Raw genomic sequence first — 20,111 nt, forward strand, 5'->3', positions numbered from 1 at the left:
CGATGGCCGACGATCGGGGTCATCCTTAGATTTCACGGTGGTTCTCCGTGCCGTTCCCCTTACGTCGGGCAGCGGCCCCTGTGTTGGTTGGTAAGTGGAGGTGCCCCGTGCTGGGTCCCGTGATTCTCGCCGCGTCGCGCAGCGACCGGATGCGTCGTCTCGTCTCGGCCGCGCCCGTGACCAAGCCGGTCGTCGACCGGTTCATCCCCGGCGAGACGGTCGACCAGATCGTGCCGATCGTCCGGGAGCTCACCGATCAGGGCCTGGAACTGACGATGGACGTCGTCGGCGAGGACATCACCACCCCCGCGCAGGCCGAGGCCGCCCGCGACGCCTACCTGGAGCTGATCGACCGGCTCAAGCCGCTCGAGCTGGGCACCCGCGCCGAGATGTCCGTCAAGCTCTCGATGTTCGGCCAGGCGCTGGACGGCGGCCACGAGCTGGCCCTGGGCAACGTCCGCCCGGTCGTCGAGGCCGCGGCCGAGATCGGCACCACGGTCACGCTCGACGCCGAGGACCACACCACCCTCGACTCGATGTTCGCCATCCACGAGGAGCTGCGGAAGGACTTCCCGCAGACCGGCTGCGTCATCCAGGCCTACCTCTTCCGCACCGAGGCCGACGCGCGCCGGCTCGCCGACAGCGGCTCTCGCGTACGGTTGGTGAAGGGCGCCTACAAGGAGCCCGCAGAGGTCGCGTACCAGCAGCGCCACGAGATCGACAAGGCGTACGTCCGCATCCTGCGCACGCTGATGGAGGGCGAGGGCTACCCGATGATCGGGTCGCACGACCCGCGCCTGATCTCCATCGGCCAGGAGCTGGCCCGCACGGCCGGACGCAAGCTCGACGAGTACGAGTTCCAGATGCTGTACGGCATCCGCGGCGACGAGCACCTGCGCCTGGCCGCCGAGGGCCACCGGATGCGCGTCTACACCGCCTACGGCACCGACTGGTACGGCTACTTCATGCGCCGTCTGGCGGAGAAGCCGGCCAACCTCCGGTTCTTCGCCCGCTCGATGGTCAGCAAGGGCTGAGCCCGCACCCGCTCGCACAACCCGCTCAGTAAGGAGTTACCGAACTCATGGACGCTGTGACCCAGGTCCCCACCCCCGTCAACGAGCCGGTGCACGGCTACGCGCCCGGTTCCCCGGAGCGTGCCCGCCTGGAGGCCAAGCTCAAGGAGCTGGCCGACAATCCGGTCGACCTGCCCTGCACCATCGGCGGTGTGAAGCGGATGGGCGGCGGCGAGCGCTTCGACGTCGTGCAGCCGCACAACCACAAGTCCCGCCTGGGCACCTACGCCAACGCCACGCAGGCGGACGCCCAGGACGCGATCGACGCCGCCCTGGCCGCCGCCCCCGCGTGGCGCGCGATGTCCTTCGACGACCGCGCGGCGATCATCCTGCGCGCCGCCGAGCTGCTGTCGGGTCCCTGGCGCGAGACCATCGCCGCCTCCACCATGCTCGGCCAGTCCAAGACCGCCCAGCAGGCCGAGATCGACAGCCCCTGCGAGCTGATCGACTTCTGGCGCTTCAACGTCCACTACGCCCGCAACATCCTGGCCGAGCAGCCCCCGGCCAACTCCCAGGGCGTGTGGAACCGCATGGACCACCGCCCGCTGGAGGGCTTCGTCTACGCGATCACGCCGTTCAACTTCAGCGCGATCGCGGCCAACCTGCCCACCGCCCCGGCCCTGATGGGCAACGTGGTGGTCTGGAAGCCGTCCCCGACGCAGACCCACGCCGCCGTGCTGCTCATGCAGCTCCTGGAGGAGGCCGGGCTGCCCAAGGGCGTCATCAACCTGGTCACCGGCGACGGCATCGCGGTCTCCGAGGTCGCCCTGGAGCACCGGGACCTCGCGGGCATCCACTTCACCGGCTCGACCAAGACCTTCCAGCACCTGTGGAAGACGGTCGGCAACAACATCGAGAAGTACCGCACCTACCCGCGCCTGGTCGGCGAGACCGGCGGCAAGGACTTCCTCGTCGCCCACCCGAGCGCCGACCGCGCCGTGCTCAAGACCGCGCTGACCCGTGGCGCCTTCGAGTACCAGGGCCAGAAGTGCAGCGCCACCTCCCGCGCCTACATCCCGGCGTCCATCTGGAACGACGGGTTCAAGGAGGAGTTCGCCGCCGAGGTCGACTACCTCACCATGGGTGACGTCACCGACCTGTCGAACTTCATCGGCGCCGTCATCGACGAGCGGTCCTTCGCCAAGAACAAGGCCGCCATCGACCGGGCCAAGGAGGACGAGACCTGCACGATCGTCGCGGGCGGCTCCTACGACGACTCGGTCGGCTACTTCGTCCGCCCGACCGTCGTCGAGTGCACCGACCCGGAGAACGAGGTCTTCCGGACCGAGTACTTCGGCCCCTTCCTCGCCGTGCACGTGTACGACGACAGCGCCGACGACGCGTACGACGCGATGCTGACCCAGATGGAGTCGGTGTCGGACTACGCGCTCACCGGCTCGGTCATCTCCAACGACCGCGCGGCGGCGGCGTACACGATGGAGAAGCTGCGCTACGCGGCCGGCAACTTCTACATCAACGACAAGTCGACCGGTGCCGTCGTCGGCCAGCAGCCCTTCGGCGGCGGCCGCGCCTCCGGCACCAACGACAAGGCCGGCGCCCCGCAGAACCTGATGCGCTGGACGCTGACCCGCGCCATCAAGGAGACGCTGGTCGCGCCGACCGACTACTCGTACCCGCACATGGGCTGACACCCGCGCGCGAACCGCCCGGCGGGCCAGGTCGACCGACCTGGCCCGCCGGGCGTTTTGGCAGGTCGGGGAGGTGTGAGCGAGGGCACCGTCTCAGATAGTAGGAAGTCCGAGTAATTGTGCAGACAGACGCGGCGGGCTCCCTTAACTTTGTAGAAGCCGAACGTTCCGCTCGATCGAGCGAGGGCGGCCGTGAGCCCGTGGCCCGTGCAGGCAACCCCTGCGGCACCGTGCTCCCCGCCCCTTCCGGCCCTACGCAATCCCCTTTCTCCGCACCTCCGTGTGCTGTGCCGAAGGAGTCGATTCCCATGGCCGAGACCACCGTCCGCCGCCGAGTCCGCCACCTCTCCCGTACCAGCGACTCCGACCGCAAGAACGCCGCGGCCGCCCTCCAGCGCGCCCTCGACCGCCGGGACAACGGCGGCGCCACCGGTCACTGAGCGGCGCGGACGACAGTGGCGTCCGCATGGCGGACGCCTCATGTCATCCCGTGGGACGAGCGATAGGGTGCCGTCATGTCTCGCAGCCTCAATCTCGCAGTGATTCCCGGTGACGGCATCGGCCAGGAGGTCGTGGCCGAGGGTCTCAAGGTCCTCTCCGCCGTCCTTCCGCAGGATGTGAAGCTGGAGACCAAGGAGTTCGACTTCGGCGCCCGGCGCTACCACGCCACCGGTGAGACCCTCACCGACGCCGACCTCGACGCCCTCAAGGGCCACGACGCCATCCTGCTCGGCGCGATCGGCGACCCCTCGGTGCCGTCCGGCGTCCTGGAGCGCGGCTTCCTGCTCAAGCTCCGCTTCGCCTTCGACCACCACGTCAATCTGCGCCCGAGCAAGCTCCTGCCCGGCGTCGCCACCCCGCTCGCCGGCCAGCCCGAGATCGACTTCGTCGTCGTCCGCGAGGGCACCGAGGGCCCGTACACGGGCAACGGCGGCACCATCCGCAAGGGCACCGAGCACGAGGTCGCCACCGAGGTCTCCGTCAACACGGCCTACGGCGTCGAGCGCGTCGTCCGGGACGCCTTCGCCCGCGCCCAGGCCCGCCCCCGCAAGAAGCTCACGCTGGTCCACAAGAACAACGTGCTGACCTTCGCGGGCCACCTGTGGACCAACATCTTCAACAAGGTGGCGGAGGAGTTCCCCGAGGTCACCACCGACTACATCCACGTCGACGCCGCGACCATCTACCTGGTCACCGACCCGGCCCGGTTCGACGTGATCGTCACCGACAACCTGTTCGGCGACATCATCACCGACCTCGCCGCGGCCGTCTCCGGCGGCATCGGCGTCGCCGCCAGCGGGAACATCAACCCCTCCGGTGCCTTCCCCTCGATGTTCGAGCCGGTGCACGGCTCCGCGCCCGACATCGCCGGCCAGGGCAAGGCCGACCCGACCGCCACGGTCCTGTCCGTCGCCCTGCTGCTGCGTCACCTCGGGTACGAGGCCGAGGCGGCCCGCATCGAGGACGCGGTCTCCACCGACCTCGGCGAGCGCGGCGGCCTGCCCGCCCGTTCCACCTCGGAGATCGGCGACGCGCTCGCCGTACGAGTAGCCGGCTGACACCCGCCGCGCCACTCGATCGAATCCGTTTCGAAGCCGTCGGGTCCCAAAACAAGGCACCCGGCGGCTTTCTCCTGCGTCCGCCAGGTGCGACCATCGAACCCTGGGCCGCATTCACCCCGTTTCACCCGTCGCCGCCCACGCGTCCGTCCGTACGCCAGTCCGTGCGGGATAATCGAACGCGAAGCCGCGACGTGAGGGAATGCTCGGACGTCCTAGCACCGGCCACCGGCCGTACGGGCGTGATCGCGGCCCGTCACAATACGAACCGGTGAAGGACAGCCACCCATGACGACGCCCACGATCGAGCTCAAGCCCTCCGCCAACCCGCTCTCGGACTCCGAGCGCGCGGCGATCCTGGCCAACCCCGGGTTCGGCCGCCACTTCACCGACCACATGGTGACGATCAGGTGGACCGAGGGCCGCGGCTGGCACGACGGCCAGCTCGTGCCGTACGCCCCGCTCTCCCTCGACCCGGCCACCATGGTCCTGCACTACGCGCAGGAGATCTTCGAGGGCCTGAAGGCCTACCGCCGGCCCGACGGCTCCGTGGCCACCTTCCGCCCGGAGAAGAACGGCGCCCGCTTCCAGGCCTCCTCGCGCCGCCTGGGCATGCCGGAGCTTCCGGTCGACACCTTCATCGAGGCCTGTGACGCGCTGGTGAAGCAGGACGAGAAGTGGGTCCCGGCGCACGGCGGCGAGGAGTCCCTCTACCTGCGCCCCTTCATGATCGCCACCGAGGTCGGCCTGGGCGTCAAGCCGGCCAACGAGTACCTCTTCCTCGTCATCGCCTCCCCGGCCGGCGCCTACTTCCCCGGCGGCGTCAAGCCGGTCTCCATCTGGGTCTCCGAGGACCGCGTCCGTGCCGTCCCCGGCGGCATGGGCGACGCCAAGACCGGCGGCAACTACGCGGCGTCGCTGCTCGCGCAGGCGGAAGCGGCGACCAAGGGCTGCGACCAGGTGTGCTACCTCGACGCCATCGAGCGCAAGTGGGTCGAGGAACTGGGCGGCATGAACCTGTACTTCGTGTACGGCAACAAGATCATCACGCCTACCCTCACCGGCTCCATCCTGGAGGGCGTCACCCGCGACTCCCTGCTCACCGTCGCCCGTGACCTGGGCTACGAGGCGGAGGAGGGCCGCGTCTCCGTCGACCAGTGGCAGCGCGACTCGGAGAACGGCACCCTCACCGAGGTCTTCGCCTGTGGTACCGCGGCCGTGATCACCCCGGTCGGCACGGTCAAGCGGTCCGGCGCCGAGTGGCAGCAGAGCGGGGGCGAGACGGGCGAGGTGACGCAGCGGCTGCGGGACGCGCTGCTGGACATCCAGCGGGGGACCGTCGCGGACGTGCACGGCTGGATGCACACGCTGGCCTGACGCGGCCGCCGTGGGGGCGGGCCTCGCCGGGGGCTCCGCCCCCGGACCCCCGGCCTATGCCCGCCCGCCACCGGACTCGGTCGGACAAGAGGCGAGCAGCCCCTCCTCGGGCGCCGGCGCCACAGCGGCCCCCGGCGTGCACAGCACGTACACCACCCCGCCCACCAGCCCCGACAGCAGGAAGCTGCAGTCCACCCCGCCGGTGAGGGACAGCAGCGGACCCTCGTACGACGGCAGGGACACCGCGAGGACGCCGACCACCGCGCCCACCGCCCAGGCGAACGTCGCGGGGACGTTCCAGCCGGAGCGGTACCAGTAGATCCCGCCCCGAGCCCGGCGGTTGAAGACCTGGAGGGCGTCCGCGTCGTACACCCCCCGGCAGCGGACCGAGCCGATCATCGTGACGACCGCCCACGGGGTGCCGATCGCCGTCAGCAGCAGCACGAAGGACGTCATCGCCGACTGCGCCTCCCAGGCGTAGTGCCCGGCGAACACACAGGCCGTGGCGACGACGGCGACGGCGCAGGTGGCGCGGGCGCGGGAGGCGCGCGGCAGGATCGCGTCCAGGTCCAGGCCCATCGAGTACAGCATCAGGCCCGCGTTGCCGACCGAGCCGGCCGAGGCGGCCAGCAGCAGCGGGACCAGGTACCAGTCGGGGGCGGCGTCGACCAGCGGGCCCGCGTAGTCCAGTGCGGCCCGGGCGGCGTACGCCGTGAAGGTGCCGAAGAGCTGCGGGACCAGCAGGCCCAGCGTCAGCCCCAGCCAGGTCGCGTGCAGCACCCGGCGGGAGGAGAAGCGGGCCGGGGAGATGTAGCGGGTGTAGTCGCCGAGCAGTGTGATGAAGGCGATCGGCCCGGACAGTCCCGCGGCGACGGCGGCCAGCAGCCACGTCGGCCAGAACCCGCCCAGCAGGTGTCCGCCCGCCTCCGGCAGCGCGGCGGTGGTGAAGTCGGGGGCGTAGGCGATCACGCCGAGGACCAGCAGAGCCGTCATGCCGTAGGCCAGCACCTTGGACATCGCGAGCAGCACCCGGTAGCCGTAGACGGCGCCCGCGACGGTCGCGGCGGCGAGCAGGCCGTAGACGACGGCGTAGGTCGCACCGCCCTGCGGCAGGCCGAAGAGCCGGCCCAGCACGCCCGCCATCACGTCCCCGCCGATCCACACGGTCAGCGCGGTGTAGCCGAGGGCGAGGAGCAGGCCGACCACCGAGCCGACCAGCCGTCCGCGCACACCGAACTGGGCGCCCGAGGACGTCGACAGGTTGGTCCCGGTGCGCAGGGAGATCAGGGCCAGCGGTGCCGTGAAGACCGTGCCGACGACGGTCCCCGCGACCACCGAACTCACCGACGCCCACCAGCCGAGGCCGAAGGACGGCGGCAGCCAGCCGAAGACGATCACGCCCAGGCAGAGGTTGGACCCCAGCAGGATCGAGACCAGGTCCCGGGGCCCGCTGGTGCGTTCCGCTTCGGGGATGGTGTCGACTCCGCGCTGTTCTATCGGCATGGCTGGTCTCCTTCGACGGCCGCCTGAGGTTTAGAGCGACGTTCAATGTGACGGTTGCCCCGGCTGCTCGTCAACGGTTCCGTTGCATGTATTCCGCGTTTAGTGTGATGCTCGCGTTTAGAGTGGTGCTCTAATCTTGGGAAGGCAAGGAGGTGCCGCGTCGTGAGACTGACGCCCACGGAACGTGACCGGCTGCTGCTCTTCGGGGCGGCCGAGCTGGCCCGCGCCCGCCGCGCCCGCGGGCTCAGGCTGAACGTGCCGGAGGCGACCGCGCTGATCGCGGACACCGTGTGCGAGGCGGCCCGCGACGGCGCGCGGCTCGCCGAGGCCGTCGAGCGCGCCCGGTCCGTACTCGGACCGGACGACGTCCTGCCGGGCGTCGCGGACGTGGTCACCGAGGTGCACGTCGAGGCCGTCTTCGACGACGGCTCCCGCCTCGCGGTCGTCTCCGACCCCGTCGGGGGCGGCGGACTCGGCGCCGAGGCCCCCGGCGCCCTGCTGCCGGGGCCCGGACACGCCGAACCCGAGGCCGCGCTGCGTCTCCCGGTCGCCAACACCGCGACCGTGCCGGTCTCCGTGACCTCCCACTTCCACTTCTTCGAGGCCAACCCGCGCCTGGACTTCGACCGCGAGCGGGCCTACGGCATGCGCCTGGCCGTCCCCGCCGGGTCCTCGGTCCGCTTCGGCCCCGGCGAACGCGTCGAGGTGGGGCTCGTGCCGATCGGCGGTGCGCGCGTGGCCATCGGCTTCGCCGGTCTCGTCGACGGCCCGCTGGACGCGCCGGGAGCCAGGGAAGAGGCCCTGCGCCGGGCCGCCGCCTGCGGATATCTGGGAGCAGACCGATGAGCACCGACATCGACCCGTATGCCTACGCCGCAACCCACGGCCCCCGCGCCGGGGACCGGCTGCGCCTCGGCGACTCGGGGCTGGTGATCCGCGTCGAGTCCGACGCGCAGCGCCACGGCGACGAGTTCCTCGCCGGCTTCGGCAAGACCGCCCGCGACGGACTGCACCTCAGGGCCGCCGCCGTCCGCGAGACCTGCGACGTCGTGATCAGCAACGTGGTCGTGATCGACGCGGTGCAGGGCATCCGGAAGGTGTCCATCGGCATCCGCGAGGGGCGCATCCACGCCATCGGCCGGGCCGGCAACCCCGACACCCTCGACGGTGTCGACGTGGTCGTCGGCACGGGCACCTCGATCGTGTCCGGCGAGGGGCTCATCGCCACCGCCGGGGCCGTGGACACCCACGTCCACCTGCTCTCCCCGCGCATCATGGAGGCCTCGCTCGCCTCCGGCGTGACGACGGTCATCGGGCAGGAGTTCGGCCCCGTCTGGGGCGTCGGCGTCAACTCGCCCTGGGCGCTGAAGCACGCCTTCGGTGCGTTCGACGCCTGGCCCGTCAACATCGGCTTCCTGGGCCGGGGTTCCTCGTCCCACGACGCGCCGCTGATCGAGGCGCTGGCCGAGGGCGGCGCGAGCGGCTTCAAGGTGCACGAGGACATGGGCGCCCACACCCGCGCCCTCGACACCGCGCTGCGCGTCGCCGAGGAGCACGACGTCCAGGTCGCCCTGCACAGCGACGGCCTCAACGAATGCCTCTCCGTCGAGGACACCCTGCGGGTCCTGGAGGGCCGCACCATCCACGCCTTCCACATCGAGGGCTGCGGCGGGGGACACGTCCCCAACGTGCTGAAGATGGCCGGTGTCCCCAACGTCATCGGGTCCTCCACCAACCCCACCCTGCCCTTCGGCCGGGACGCGGTCGCCGAGCACTACGGCATGATCGTCTCCGTCCACGACCTCAAGACCGAGCTGCCGGGCGACGCCGCCATGGCCCGCGACCGCATCCGCGCCGGGACCATGGGCGCCGAGGACGTGCTGCACGACCTGGGCGCCATCGGCATCACCTCCTCCGACGCGCAGGGCATGGGCCGGGCCGGCGAGACCGTCCGCCGCACCTTCGCCATGGCCGGGAAGATGAAGGCCCAGTTCGGCGCCGAGGGGGACGACGACAACGAGCGCGTCCTGCGCTACATGGCCAAGCTGACCGTCAACCCCGCCATCGCCCACGGCCTGTCCCACGAGGTCGGCTCGATCGAGGTGGGCAAGCTGGCCGACATCGTGCTGTGGCGCCCGGACCACTTCGGCGCCAAGCCGCAGCTGGTCCTCAAGTCGGGCTTCCCGGCGTACGGCGTGGTCGGCGACCCGAACGCGGCCACCGACACCTGCGAACCCCTCGTCCTCGGGCCCCAGTTCGGCGCGCACGGCGCCACGCCCGCCGAGATATCGGTGGCCTTCGTCGCGCAGGCCGCCCTCGACCAGGGCGGCGACACCATGCCGACCCGCCGCCGCCGGGTCGCCGTGCGCGGCACCCGCGGCATCGGGCCGGCCGACCTGCGGCTGAACTCCCGCACCGGCGCGGTCGACGTCGACCAGCGCACCGGCCTGGTCACCCTCGACGGCGACCCGCTGCGCTCCGGACCCGCCGAGTCGGTCTCCCTCAACCGCCTCTACTTCCTCTGACCACTCTCTCGACCACTCTCCGACCTGGGACACCTCGATGACCTTCCGCATGCCGCCCGAGTGGGCCCCGCACGAACGCACCTGGATGGCCTGGCCCGGCCCCAACCCGACGTTCACCGACCCCGCGGAACTGGCCGGGGCCCGTGCGGCCTGGGCGTCCGTGGCCCGCGCGGTGCGCCGCTTCGAGCCGGTGACGATGGTGCACGGACCCGGTCAGGGCGACACCGCGCGCGAGCTGCTGGGCCCGGACGTCGACCTGGTGGAGCGGGAGCTGGACGACGCCTGGATGCGGGACATCGGCCCGACCTTCGTGACGGACGGGCAGGGCGGGCTCGCCGCCGTGGACTGGGTGTTCAACGGCTGGGGCGCCCAGGAGTGGGCCCGCTGGGAGCACGACTCCAAGATCGCCCGCCACGTCGCGGACCTCGCCGGTGTTCCCGCCCTGAGCAGCCCGCTGGTCAACGAGGGCGGCGCGATCCACGTCGACGGCGAGGGCACCGTCCTGCTGACCGACACCGTCCAGCTCGGCTCCGGCCGCAATCCCGGCTGGACCCGCGCGCAGGTCGAGGCGGAGATCCACGCCAAGCTCGGCACCAGCAAGGCGATCTGGCTCCCGCACGGCCTGGCCGGCGACTACGGCAGGTACGGCACCCAGGGCCACGTCGACATCGTCGCCGCCTTCGCGCGGCCCGGCACCGTCGTCGTGCACAGCCAGCGAGACCCCCGGCACCCCGACCACGAGCGCTCACAGCTCTACCTGGACATCCTGCGCGGCCGAACCGACGCCAAGGGCCGCCGCCTGGAGGTGGTCGAGGTTCCCGCCCCGACGGTGCTGAGGAACGAGGAGGGCGACTGGGTCGACTACTCGTACATCAACCACTACGTGTGCAACGGCGGCGTCGTCCTGTGCGCCTTCGGCGACCCCCACGACGAGATCGCGGCGGGCATCTTCCGCCGCCTCCACCCGGGCCGCACGGTGACCCTGGTGGACGCGCGTACGATCTTCGCGGGTGGCGGGGGCATCCACTGCATCACGCAGCAGCAGCCGAAGATCTAGAGGACCCGGGAGTGCACATGGCCGGTGGTGGGCGCAGGCAGGCCCCGCCCCGCGAGGACGTCCTCGCCGCCGCCATGGAGATGATCGCCGAGCGCGGCCTGGAGAAGCTCACCATGGCGGCGCTCGGCCGCGAGGTCGGCATGAGCAGCGGCCACCTCCTGTACTACTTCGGCTCCAAGGACGAACTGCTGCTGCGCACCCTGGAGTGGAGCGAGGGCCGCCTCGGCGCCGAGCGCGGCCGGCTGCTCACCCGGCCCGGCACCGCCCGCGAACGCCTCGGCGCCTACGTCGACCTGTACGTCCCCGACGGCCACCGCGACCCGCACTGGACGCTGTGGCTGGAGGTGTGGAACCGCTCGCAGAACGCCCCCGCGGAGGCCCGCGACCGGCAGGCCGCCATCGAGGGCGCCTGGCACCGCGACCTGGTCGCGCTGCTCGCCGAGGGCATCTCCCGCGGTGAGTTCCGCCCCGTCGACCCCGACCGCTTCGCCTCCCGGCTGCGGGCCCTCCTGGACGGCTTCGCGATCCACGTGGCGATCGGCCTGCGGGGCACGGACCGGGAGCAGGTGCTCGACCACGCGCGGGAGTTCCTCGCCGACGGACTCCTCGCGCGGTCCTGATCCGGACGACCGTCGCTCGCATTCTGAGACAGGCGGTGGACAGGGGGACGGAATGTGCCAGACTGCCCACGTGCTCTCGTTCGCCATGATTATTGGCAGCAGGCGCGCCGGTCCGCAGTGACCACCACGTACGACCAGGTACGGGTGGACACCGTCGTCCTCGACCCGCGCGCAGACCTCTCGCACCCGCGAGAGGTTTTTCGCTTTCCTGGCCCCACCCGAGCCGGGAAGAGAGCGCGAGGGATCATAGACGGACGGTGGAACCGGTCATTCCGGTAGACCGAGATCCCCAACAGGAGCCTTCAGATCATGACCGCAACCAGCGAACTCGACGATTCGTTCCACGTCTTCGACACCACCCTGCGCGACGGCGCGCAGCGCGAGGGCATCAACCTCACGGTCGCGGACAAGCTGGCCATCGCACGGCACCTGGACGACTTCGGTGTGGGCTTCATCGAGGGCGGCTGGCCCGGCGCCAACCCGCGGGACACCGAGTTCTTCGCCCGCGCCCGGCAGGAGATCGACTTCAAGCACGCCCAGCTGGTCGCCTTCGGCTCCACCCGCCGCGCGGGCGCCACCGCCGCCGAGGACCACCAGGTCAGGGCGCTGCTGGAGTCCGGCGCCGAGGTGATCACGCTGGTCGCCAAGTCGCACGACCGGCACGTCGAACTGGCTCTGCGCACCACGCTGGACGAGAACCTGGCGATGGTCGCCGACACGGTCTCCCACCTCAAGGCGCAGGGCCGCCGGGTCTTCGTCGACTGCGAGCACTTCTTCGACGGCTACCGCGCCAACCCCGAGTACGCGAAGTCCGTCGTACGCACCGCCTCCGAGGCCGGCGCCGACGTCGTCGTCCTGTGCGACACCAACGGCGGCATGCTCCCCGCGCAGATCCAGGCCGTCGTCGCCACGGTGCTCGCCGACACCGGCGCCCGGCTCGGCATCCACGCCCAGGACGACACCGGCTGCGCCGTCGCCAACACCCTCGCCGCCGTCGACGCGGGCGCGACCCACGTCCAGTGCACCGCCAACGGCTACGGCGAGCGCGTCGGCAACGCCAACCTGTTCCCGGTCGTCGCCGCGCTGGAGCTGAAGTACGGCAAGAAGGTGCTGCCCGAGGGCCGGCTGCGCGAGACGACCCGCATCTCCCACGCCATCGCCGAGGTCGTCAACCTCACGCCCTCCACCCACCAGCCCTACGTGGGCGTCTCCGCCTTCGCCCACAAGGCCGGCCTGCACGCGTCCGCGATCAAGGTCGACCCGGACCTCTACCAGCACATCGACCCCGAGCTGGTCGGCAACACCATGCGGATGCTGGTCTCCGACATGGCCGGCCGCGCCTCCATCGAGCTGAAGGGCAAGGAGCTCGGCATCGACCTCGGCGGCGACCGCGAGCTGGTCGGCCGGGTCGTGGAGCGGGTCAAGGAGCGCGAGCTGGCGGGCTACACGTACGAGGCCGCCGACGCGAGCTTCGAGCTGCTCCTGCGCGCCGAGGTCGAGCGCAGGCCGCTGAAGTACTTCGAGGTCGAGTCCTGGCGCGCGATCACCGAGGACCGCCCCGACGGCAGCCACGCCAACGAGGCCACGGTCAAGCTCTGGGCCAAGGGCGAGCGCATCGTCGCCACCGCCGAGGGCAACGGCCCGGTCAACGCCCTGGACCGGTCCCTGCGCGTCGCCCTGGAGAAGATCTACCCCGAGCTGGCCAAGCTCGACCTGGTCGACTACAAGGTCCGCATCCTGGAGGGCGTGCACGGCACCCAGTCCACCACCAGGGTCCTCATCTCCACGTCCGACGGCACGGGGGAGTGGGCCACGGTGGGCGTCGCGGAGAACGTCATCGCCGCCTCGTGGCAGGCCCTGGAGGACGCCTACACGTACGGGCTGCTGCGGGCGGGGGTCGCACCCGCCGAGTGAGCGGGGCACCGATACCGCCGACACCGCCGATACCGGTGCCCTTTATGTCTGATTGAGGCGCATTCGGGTACGCCGACCGTATGAGTGGCGTCCGTGTGCAACTCCTCATACGCCTCCTGGTCGCGCCGGTCGTGGCCGCGCTGGCGGTGCTGCTGGCCGGCGCGCCCGGTACGTCCGGCGCCCAGACGCAGACCGACGTCTCCGAGATCGGCGCGGCCCTGCGCGAGAGCCCCGTGTACGTGGACCCGGCCGCGTCCGACCTGCTGCCCGCGTCGGACGCGGACGCGCTCGCCGACAAGATCGAGGACGCGGGCGAACCGGTCTTCGTCGCGGTGCTCCCGGCCGGCTACCCGACCGGGAACCTCTTCCAGAACCTCCGCACCGAGACCGGCATCACCGGTCTGTACGGCGTCCGGCTCGGCGACCGCTTCGACGCCCGCGCCGACAGCAGCGTGCTGAGCCGCCAGGGCGTGCACAACCTGGTCACCGCCGTCCAGGGCGCGGGCGATCCCAAGGCCCAGCTGAACGACTTCGTCGACGACGCGCTGCGCAGCGTGCGCGGCTCCGCCCCCTCCTCCTGGGACTCCGGCGGCGGCTCCGCCCCCACGGGCGCCCTGATCACCGCGGGCGCGGTGGTGGTGATCGGCGGCGCGGGCGTCTACGCGCTGTCCCGGCGCAACCGCCACCGCCGCGAGGCGGAGCAGCGGGAGTCGCTGGAGCGGCTGCGGGTGGTGGTCGACGAGGACATCACGGCGTTCGGCGAGGAACTGGACCGGCTGGACTTCCACCCGGCGGAACCGGGCGCCGACGACGCCATGCGGGCGGACTACGAACGCGCGCTCGACGCCTACGAGCAGGCGAAGGCGTACATGGCGGACGCCCGCAAACCGGAGGACGTGCGGGCCGTCACCCAGGCGGTGGAGGACGGCCGCTTCTCGCTCGCGCAGCTCGCCGCCCGCCGCGAGGGCAGGCCGCTGCCCGAACGCCGTCCGCCCTGCTTCTTCGACCCGCGGCACGGCCCGTCGGTCGCCGACGCCACCTGGACCCCGCCGGGCGGCACGACCCGCCGGGTCCCGGTCTGCGCCGCCGACCAGGCCCGGTTGTCCGACGGACGGGACCCGATGATCCGCGAGGTGGACACCGAGTACGGCCGCCGCCCCTACTGGGACGCGGGCCCGGCCTACGGCCCCTGGGCGGGCGGCTACTTCGGCGGCGGCATCCTGCCCGGCCTGCTGGTCGGCACCATGCTGGGCGGCATGATGGCCGGCCCCGCCTACGGAGCCGGCTACGGCACCGGATACGGCGACTTCGGCGGCTACGAGGGCGGCGACGTCTCGGGCGGCGACTTCGATCCCGGCGACTTCGGGGGCGGCTTCGGCGGCGGCGACTTCGGCGGGGGCGGCGACTTCGGGGGCGGCGGGGACTTCGGCGGCGGCTTCTGAGGCGCGCGCGGCGGGTGTCAGCGCCCGGCCGCCGTCCGCCCGTCCATCGCCGTCTGACCGTCCGCCGTCGGCCTCCCGACCGCCGGGCCGTCCGCGCCGGAGCGCACGGGCACCCGCCTTCGCCGCGCGACGCCCCCGCGCCGGACGACGACCACGGCCGCGAGGCCGACCGCCAGGCCGAGGGCGGTCTGGACGCCGAACGGCTCACCGAACATGAGGGCACCCCACACGGCCGTGACCGGGGCCATGAGGAACATGAGGGTGTTGACCTCCGTGATGCCGGACCGCCGCAGGATCAGCCAGTACAGGCCGTAGCCACCGAAGGTCGGCAGGACCACGAGCCAGGCGGTCGCCAGCCAGAACGGGGATCCGGCCGGCGGTGTCGCCGCCCCGAGGGCCAGCGCCAGTCCGGAGAAGAGGACGGCGCTGGTCGCGCAGTGGATCGTCAGGGCGACCCGGGGCGCGACCGGTACCCGTGTGCGGCCCTCCAGGAACGTCGCCGCCACCAGCGACAGCATGCCGAGGAACGGGACGAGGTACGCCCACCAGGCCACCTCCGCGCCCGCCGCCGCGGCGTCGGCGACGGTCACGGTGGCCACGCCCGACAGCCCGAGCCACAGTCCGAGCCACTGCCCGCGCGAGACGTACTGGCGCAGCAGGGGACCGGCGAGCGCGCCGGCGACGAGTGGCTGGACGCCGTCGATCAGGGCGGTGGTGCCGCTGGAGACGCCGAGCTCGATGGCGTAGTAGACGCTGAGCAGGTAGCCGCTCTGCGACAGCGCGCCGATGGCGATCTGCCGGCCGGCGCCCCGCGGTGTCAGGCCCCGCCAGGCGGCCCGGGAAACCGCGGCCGCGACGGCCAGGGCCACGGCGAGCGGCAGGAAGCGCCACATCAGGAGGGTGGGTGCGGCCGCGGTCTCGGCACCGAGCTTGGCACCGATGAAGCCGGAGCTCCAGCACAGGACGAAGGCGGCCGAGAGCAGGACGTTCACGTCGACCCCATTCAGAGTAGACAGATCGGTTTACTCGTCATGGGTGCCCACTATACAGACCGGTATACTGGTCGTCATGGGTGCAGAGGTCGTGGGGGTAGAGGTCATGGGTCCGGACGAGAAACCGCGCCGCGTACGGATGACGCCCGGCGCGCGCCGGGTGCTGGAGGCCGCCGAGCGGCTGTTCTACGAGCACGGCATCCACGCCGTCGGCGTGGACACCATCGCCGCCGAGGCCGGGGTGACCAAGAAGACGCTGTACGACCGCTTCGGTTCGAAGGAGCAGATCGTCGTCGAGTACCTGGCCGGACGCGACGAGCGCTGGAGGGAACTGCTCGCGGGGCGGCTGGAGGCGGCCGGGGAGGGGGCCGCCGCCCGCGTGGTGGCCGTCTTCGAGGCGTCGCGCGCGTGGTCGGCGCGGTACGGGGCCAAGGGGTGCAGCATGATCAACGCACACGCGGAGGTCAGTGATCCGGACCATCCGGCGTACCCGGTCATCACCGGGCAGAAGCGGTGGATGCTCGACCTGTTCACCGCCCTGGCCCGCGACGTCGACGCGGCCGGTGCCGACCGGCTGGCGCGGACGCTCATGCTGCTGCACGAGGGGGCACTGGTCTCCCACGGGGTCGGCGTCCTCCCCGACCCCTTCGGTGCCGCCCTCGACCAGGCGCGGGAGTTGTTGGACACGTGAAACGGGCGGCGCCCGGGCGAGCCGCCGCGCTACGGTGATCGCATGCCGCCCACCGCCGCGCTCCTCGTGATCGACATGCAGAACACCACGGTCGCCCTGGCCCACCGGGCCGCCGAGACGGTCGCCGCGATCGCCGGCCTGAGCGAGCGGGCCCGGGCGGCCGGGGTCCCCGTGGTGACCGTGCGGCAGCAGGACGCGGGCATGGTGCCCGGGACCGAGGGCTGGCGGGTCGTGCCCGAGCTGGCCCCTCGGGAAGGCGAACCGGTCGTCGACAAGACGACCCCGGACAGCTTCCTGGGCACCGGCCTGGACGAGATGCTGAGGGCGCTGGGCGTCACCGAGGTGATCGTGACCGGGTTCGCCACGGAGGTCTGCGTGGACACCACGGCACGGCAGGCGCTGAGCCGGGGCTACGACCTGGTCGTCGTCGCCGACGGGCACACCACGTCGGTGCGGACCGGGGTGGAGACCGACGGCCTCGTGCCGGCGGACCACTCGATCGCCCACTGCAACACGGTCTACCGGATCATGGGCTGGCCCGGCCGCCGTATCCGGGTCCGGGCCGCCGCCGACGTGGACTTCGCCGCCTCCTAGGGGGCGCGGGGCGTCAGGCCTGCCGGATCGCCGAGATGTCGAAGTTCAGCTTGATCTTGTCGGACACCAGTACGCCGCCCGTCTCCAGGGCCGCGTTCCAGGTGAGGCCCCACTCCGAGCGCTTGATCTCCGCCTTGCCCTCGAAACCGACGCGCTCGTTGCCGAACGGGTCCTTGGCGGCGCCGTTGAACTCCAGGTCGATGCTGATCGGCCTGGTCGTGCCGAGGATCGACAGGTCGCCGGTGATGCGGTAGTCGTCGCCGCCCAGGGACTCCGCCTTGGTGGAGCGGAACGTCATCGTCGGGTGCTCGCCCGTGTTGAAGAAGTCCGAGCTCTTCAGGTGGCCGTCACGGTCGGGGGAGCCCGTGTCGATGCTGTCCATGGTGATGTCGAGGGACGCCGTGGAGCGCGACGGCTCGGCACCGTCCAGGTGCAGCGTGCCGGTGAAGTCCAGGAACTTGCCCTTGACGTTGGTGACCATGGCGTGGCGCGCCGTGAAGCCGATCGTCGTGTGGGCGGGGTCGACGGTGTAGTCGCCGGTCAGCGTGGAGAGGTCGGGGGTCGTGGTCATGGGATCCTCCAGGGGAGCCTTGATGTTGAATGTTCAACCAGTCCAACGGGTTCGACTCTAGACCTATTCCATGGCGTCATCAACCGCTTCGCCATACGTGTCGCGGCGCCGTTCCCCTCCCGCCGTCCCGCGTGATAGACGGCATGAGCATGACCCCACAGCGCCCCACCGCCCCCACCCGCCGCGCGGTCCTGCTCGCGGCGGCCGCGGCCGCCGCCCTCACGTCCGTTCCCCGCCCCGCGTCGGCGGCGGCCGACCCCTACGACGCCCTCCGCCGGCGCTGGCTCGACATCGCCCTCGGCACCGGCTACGACCCGGCCGCCGAGCCGTACGCCTCCCGTCTCGCCGAGACCGGCCGGCGCGCCCGCGACCACCGCGCCACCATGGCCCCCACCCCCACCTCCCTGTGGCCCGGCCACCCCTTCGACCCGCCCGCTGGCATCACCTTCGCCTACGGCCGCCTGTGGACGATGACCGAGGCGTACGTCCAGGAGGGCACCGGCTCCACCGGCGACCCCGCACTCCTCGCCGGCATCCTGCGGGGCCTCGACCACCTCACGGCCACCGTCTACCACCCCGGCACCACCCGGTACGGCAACTGGTGGGAATGGCAGATCGGCAGCCCCCGCCTCCTGATGGACATCACGGCCGCCCTCCACGACCACCTCGGCACCGACCGCGTCGCCGCCGCGTGTGCCGCCGTCGACCACTTCGTCCCCGACGCGATGCTCGGCGACTACTCCGGCACCTCCACCGGCGCCAACCGCGTCGACCTGTGCCGCTCCGTCGCCCTGCGCGGCATCCTGGGCCGGGCCCCCGACAAGATCGCCCTGGCCCGCGACGCCCTCTCGCCGGTCTTCCCGTACGTCACCGAGGGCGACGGGCTCTACGCCGACGGCTCCTTCGTCCAGCACACGTGGGTCGCCTACTCGGGGACGTACGGGCAGGTCATGCTGGACGGACTGGGCCGGCTGTTCACCCTGCTCGCCGGCTCCGAGTGGGCGGTGACGGACCCGGCCAGGCAGATCGTCCTCGACAGCGTCGAGCACGCCTACGCACCCCTGATCCACGACGGCCTGGTGATGGACATCGTCAACGGCCGGGCCATCAGCCGGGGTTACCTCAAGAGCGACGACCTGCACGTCATGCGCGGCGACCACTTCCACGGACGGCAACTCGTCGCCGCCATGGCGGTCCTCGCGGGCGGCGCGAGCGACGCCGAGCGGGAGCGCTGGTACGCCCGGATCAAGGGCTGGATCGAACGGGACACCGTCACCCCCGTCCTCACGGCGCCGGAGTTCCCCGTCGCCGACCTGGCCCGGCTGCACGCGATCGCCGACGCCCCGGGCGAGACCGCCCCCGAACCCACCGGCCACCACCTCTTCGCCGCGATGGACCGCGCCGTCCACCGCCGCCCCGCCTTCACCGCGGGCCTCGCCATGGCCAGTGACCGCATCGCCCACTACGAGTGCGGCAACGGCGAGAACCCGCGCGGCTGGCACACCGGCGCGGGAATGCTCACCTGGTGGGGGAACGGCACCAGGTCCGATCGGTCCGATCGGTCCGGTCGGTCCGATCAGTACACAGACTGGTTCTGGCCCACCGTCGACTGGTACCGGCTGCCCGGCACCACCGTCTCCACCAAGCGCCTGCCGGACCGGGCGGGCGGCGAATGGGGCGAGCCCAAACCCGACGTGCGCTGGGTCGGCGGCACGACCGACGGCACGTACGCGGCCGTGGGGCAGCACCTCAAGGGGCTCGGCTCGACCCTCGAGGCCCGCAAGTCCTGGTTCTTCCTCGACGACGCCGTGGTCTGCCTGGGGGCGGGCATCACGTGCGCCGACGGCGTCCCCGTCGAGACGGTCGTCGACAACCGCAACCTGGGCGAGGGCGGCACCCAGGCCCTCGTACGCGGCCGGGACTGGGCCCACCTGGAGGGCCACGGCGGCTGGATCGTGCCCGGGGGCGGCCTGCGGACCCTGCGCGAGGACCGCACCGGCGCCTGGTCCGACATCAACACCACCAGCACGACCGAGCGCCGCACCCGGCGCTGGCAGACCCTCTGGCTCGACCACGGCACGGACCCGGCCGACGCCGACTACGTCTACGCCGTACTGCCGGGTGCCTCGCGGGACACCGTGGCCCGCCGGGCCGCCGACCGCCGCTGGCTGAGGATCCTCGCCAACGACGCCCGGCGGCAGGCACTGGCCGTCCCCTCCCTCGGCGTCACGGCCGCCAACTTCTGGCAGGCCGGTACCGCGGGCCCGCTCACCGCGACGTCCGGGGCGAGTGTGCTGGTCCGCCGCAGGGGGCGCTCGGCTACGCTCTGCGTGAGCGAACCGCCGCGCACCGGACAGCCCTTGGAGATCATCTGGGACCACCCGGTGAGCGCGGTGCCGCGGGCCGACGAGACGGTCGAGATTCTCGCGACGGGCCGCCGACTGCACCTCCGCGTCACCCCAGGGGTGGTATGTACCACCCATGAATGTGAGGTGACTCTCAGCTGACGGCTTTGTGTGACCCCTACAAGCCTGAGGCCCCCTG

At 71.9% G+C, this 20,111-nt stretch carries 17 protein-coding genes; 14 read left to right on the forward strand and 3 right to left on the reverse strand.

Going from position 1 to position 20,111, the window contains the following annotated elements; genetic code table 11:
• The first annotated feature begins 107 nt into the window (after window positions 1–107).
• From Sco07f_RS37320 to Sco07f_RS37340, 5 genes are all read left to right on the forward strand, one after another.
• A complete protein-coding gene (locus Sco07f_RS37320; protein ID WP_087789452.1) occupies window positions 108–1,034 on the forward strand; it encodes a proline dehydrogenase family protein in 927 nt (308 codons plus the stop codon).
• Window positions 1,035–1,081: 47 nt separating this feature from the next.
• Complete coding sequence (pruA, locus tag Sco07f_RS37325; protein WP_087789451.1) at window positions 1,082–2,722, forward strand: L-glutamate gamma-semialdehyde dehydrogenase; 1,641 nt, start codon at window positions 1,082–1,084, stop codon at window positions 2,720–2,722.
• Between the two features lie 308 nt (window positions 2,723–3,030).
• Complete coding sequence (locus Sco07f_RS41180) at window positions 3,031–3,162, forward strand: hypothetical protein (protein WP_007444772.1); 132 nt, start codon at window positions 3,031–3,033, stop codon at window positions 3,160–3,162.
• Window positions 3,163–3,237: 75 nt separating this feature from the next.
• Window positions 3,238–4,281, forward strand: a complete 1,044-nt coding sequence (locus Sco07f_RS37335) for a 3-isopropylmalate dehydrogenase (protein WP_108990526.1) — start codon at window positions 3,238–3,240, stop codon at window positions 4,279–4,281.
• 288 nt (window positions 4,282–4,569) lie between these two features.
• A complete protein-coding gene (locus Sco07f_RS37340) occupies window positions 4,570–5,658 on the forward strand; it encodes a branched-chain amino acid aminotransferase (protein WP_108990527.1) in 1,089 nt (362 codons plus the stop codon).
• Between the two features lie 54 nt (window positions 5,659–5,712).
• Here Sco07f_RS37340 and Sco07f_RS37345 read toward each other — a convergent pair whose 3' ends face one another.
• Window positions 5,713–7,161 (reverse strand): cytosine permease, encoded by a 1,449-nt coding sequence (locus tag Sco07f_RS37345; protein WP_108990528.1) that lies wholly within the window; start codon window positions 7,159–7,161, stop codon window positions 5,713–5,715.
• A gap of 162 nt (window positions 7,162–7,323) precedes the next feature.
• On the opposite strand from Sco07f_RS37345, the gene ureA reads away from it, so the two are divergent.
• From ureA to Sco07f_RS37375, 6 genes are all read left to right on the forward strand, one after another.
• On the forward strand, window positions 7,324–8,007 hold the full coding sequence (gene ureA / locus Sco07f_RS37350) for an urease subunit gamma (RefSeq protein ID WP_054102013.1): 684 nt from the start codon (window positions 7,324–7,326) through the stop codon (window positions 8,005–8,007).
• Complete coding sequence (locus Sco07f_RS37355) at window positions 8,004–9,686, forward strand: urease subunit alpha (protein WP_108990529.1); 1,683 nt, start codon at window positions 8,004–8,006, stop codon at window positions 9,684–9,686. Before ureA ends, Sco07f_RS37355 begins: the two co-directional genes overlap by 4 nt.
• Before the next feature lie 37 nt (window positions 9,687–9,723).
• Window positions 9,724–10,743 carry an agmatine deiminase family protein gene (locus tag Sco07f_RS37360; protein ID WP_007444779.1) on the forward strand — a complete coding sequence of 340 codons (1,020 nt, stop codon included), beginning with the start codon at window positions 9,724–9,726 and terminating at the stop codon, window positions 10,741–10,743.
• Window positions 10,744–10,760: 17 nt separating this feature from the next.
• Window positions 10,761–11,363: a TetR/AcrR family transcriptional regulator gene (locus Sco07f_RS37365; RefSeq protein WP_007444780.1), complete on the forward strand. Its 603-nt coding sequence runs from the start codon at window positions 10,761–10,763 to the stop codon at window positions 11,361–11,363.
• Window positions 11,364–11,672: 309 nt separating this feature from the next.
• The gene (gene cimA / locus Sco07f_RS37370; protein ID WP_054102011.1) at window positions 11,673–13,277 is read left to right on the forward strand and encodes a citramalate synthase; all 1,605 of its coding nucleotides are present in this window, start codon (window positions 11,673–11,675) and stop codon (window positions 13,275–13,277) included.
• 80 nt (window positions 13,278–13,357) lie between these two features.
• Window positions 13,358–14,719, forward strand: coding sequence for a hypothetical protein (locus Sco07f_RS37375; RefSeq protein WP_054102010.1), 1,362 nt, complete (start codon window positions 13,358–13,360; stop codon window positions 14,717–14,719).
• Between the two features lie 17 nt (window positions 14,720–14,736).
• Here the strand turns inward: Sco07f_RS37375 and Sco07f_RS37380 are convergent, their stop codons facing one another.
• A complete protein-coding gene (locus Sco07f_RS37380) occupies window positions 14,737–15,711 on the reverse strand; it encodes a DMT family transporter (RefSeq protein ID WP_108990530.1) in 975 nt (324 codons plus the stop codon).
• 76 nt (window positions 15,712–15,787) lie between these two features.
• Here Sco07f_RS37380 and Sco07f_RS37385 point away from each other — a divergent pair, with 76 nt between their 5' ends.
• Both Sco07f_RS37385 and Sco07f_RS37390 read left to right on the forward strand, forming a co-directional pair.
• Window positions 15,788–16,402, forward strand: coding sequence for a TetR/AcrR family transcriptional regulator (locus Sco07f_RS37385; protein ID WP_439959710.1), 615 nt, complete (start codon window positions 15,788–15,790; stop codon window positions 16,400–16,402).
• A gap of 42 nt (window positions 16,403–16,444) precedes the next feature.
• Entirely contained in the window at window positions 16,445–16,996 is a 552-nt protein-coding gene (locus tag Sco07f_RS37390) for a cysteine hydrolase family protein (RefSeq protein ID WP_108990532.1), read from the forward strand.
• A 13-nt stretch (window positions 16,997–17,009) separates the two neighbouring features.
• Here Sco07f_RS37390 and Sco07f_RS37395 read toward each other — a convergent pair whose 3' ends face one another.
• Complete coding sequence (locus Sco07f_RS37395) at window positions 17,010–17,567, reverse strand: YceI family protein (protein WP_007387724.1); 558 nt, start codon at window positions 17,565–17,567, stop codon at window positions 17,010–17,012.
• A gap of 149 nt (window positions 17,568–17,716) precedes the next feature.
• On the opposite strand from Sco07f_RS37395, the gene Sco07f_RS37400 reads away from it, so the two are divergent.
• Entirely contained in the window at window positions 17,717–20,074 is a 2,358-nt protein-coding gene (locus Sco07f_RS37400; protein WP_108990533.1) for a polysaccharide lyase 8 family protein, read from the forward strand.
• The last annotated feature ends 37 nt before the right edge of the window (window positions 20,075–20,111 follow it).

Origin of the sequence: Streptomyces coelicoflavus (assembly GCF_003112555.1) — a bacterium.
Lineage (GTDB): Bacteria > Actinomycetota > Actinomycetes > Streptomycetales > Streptomycetaceae > Streptomyces > Streptomyces coelicoflavus.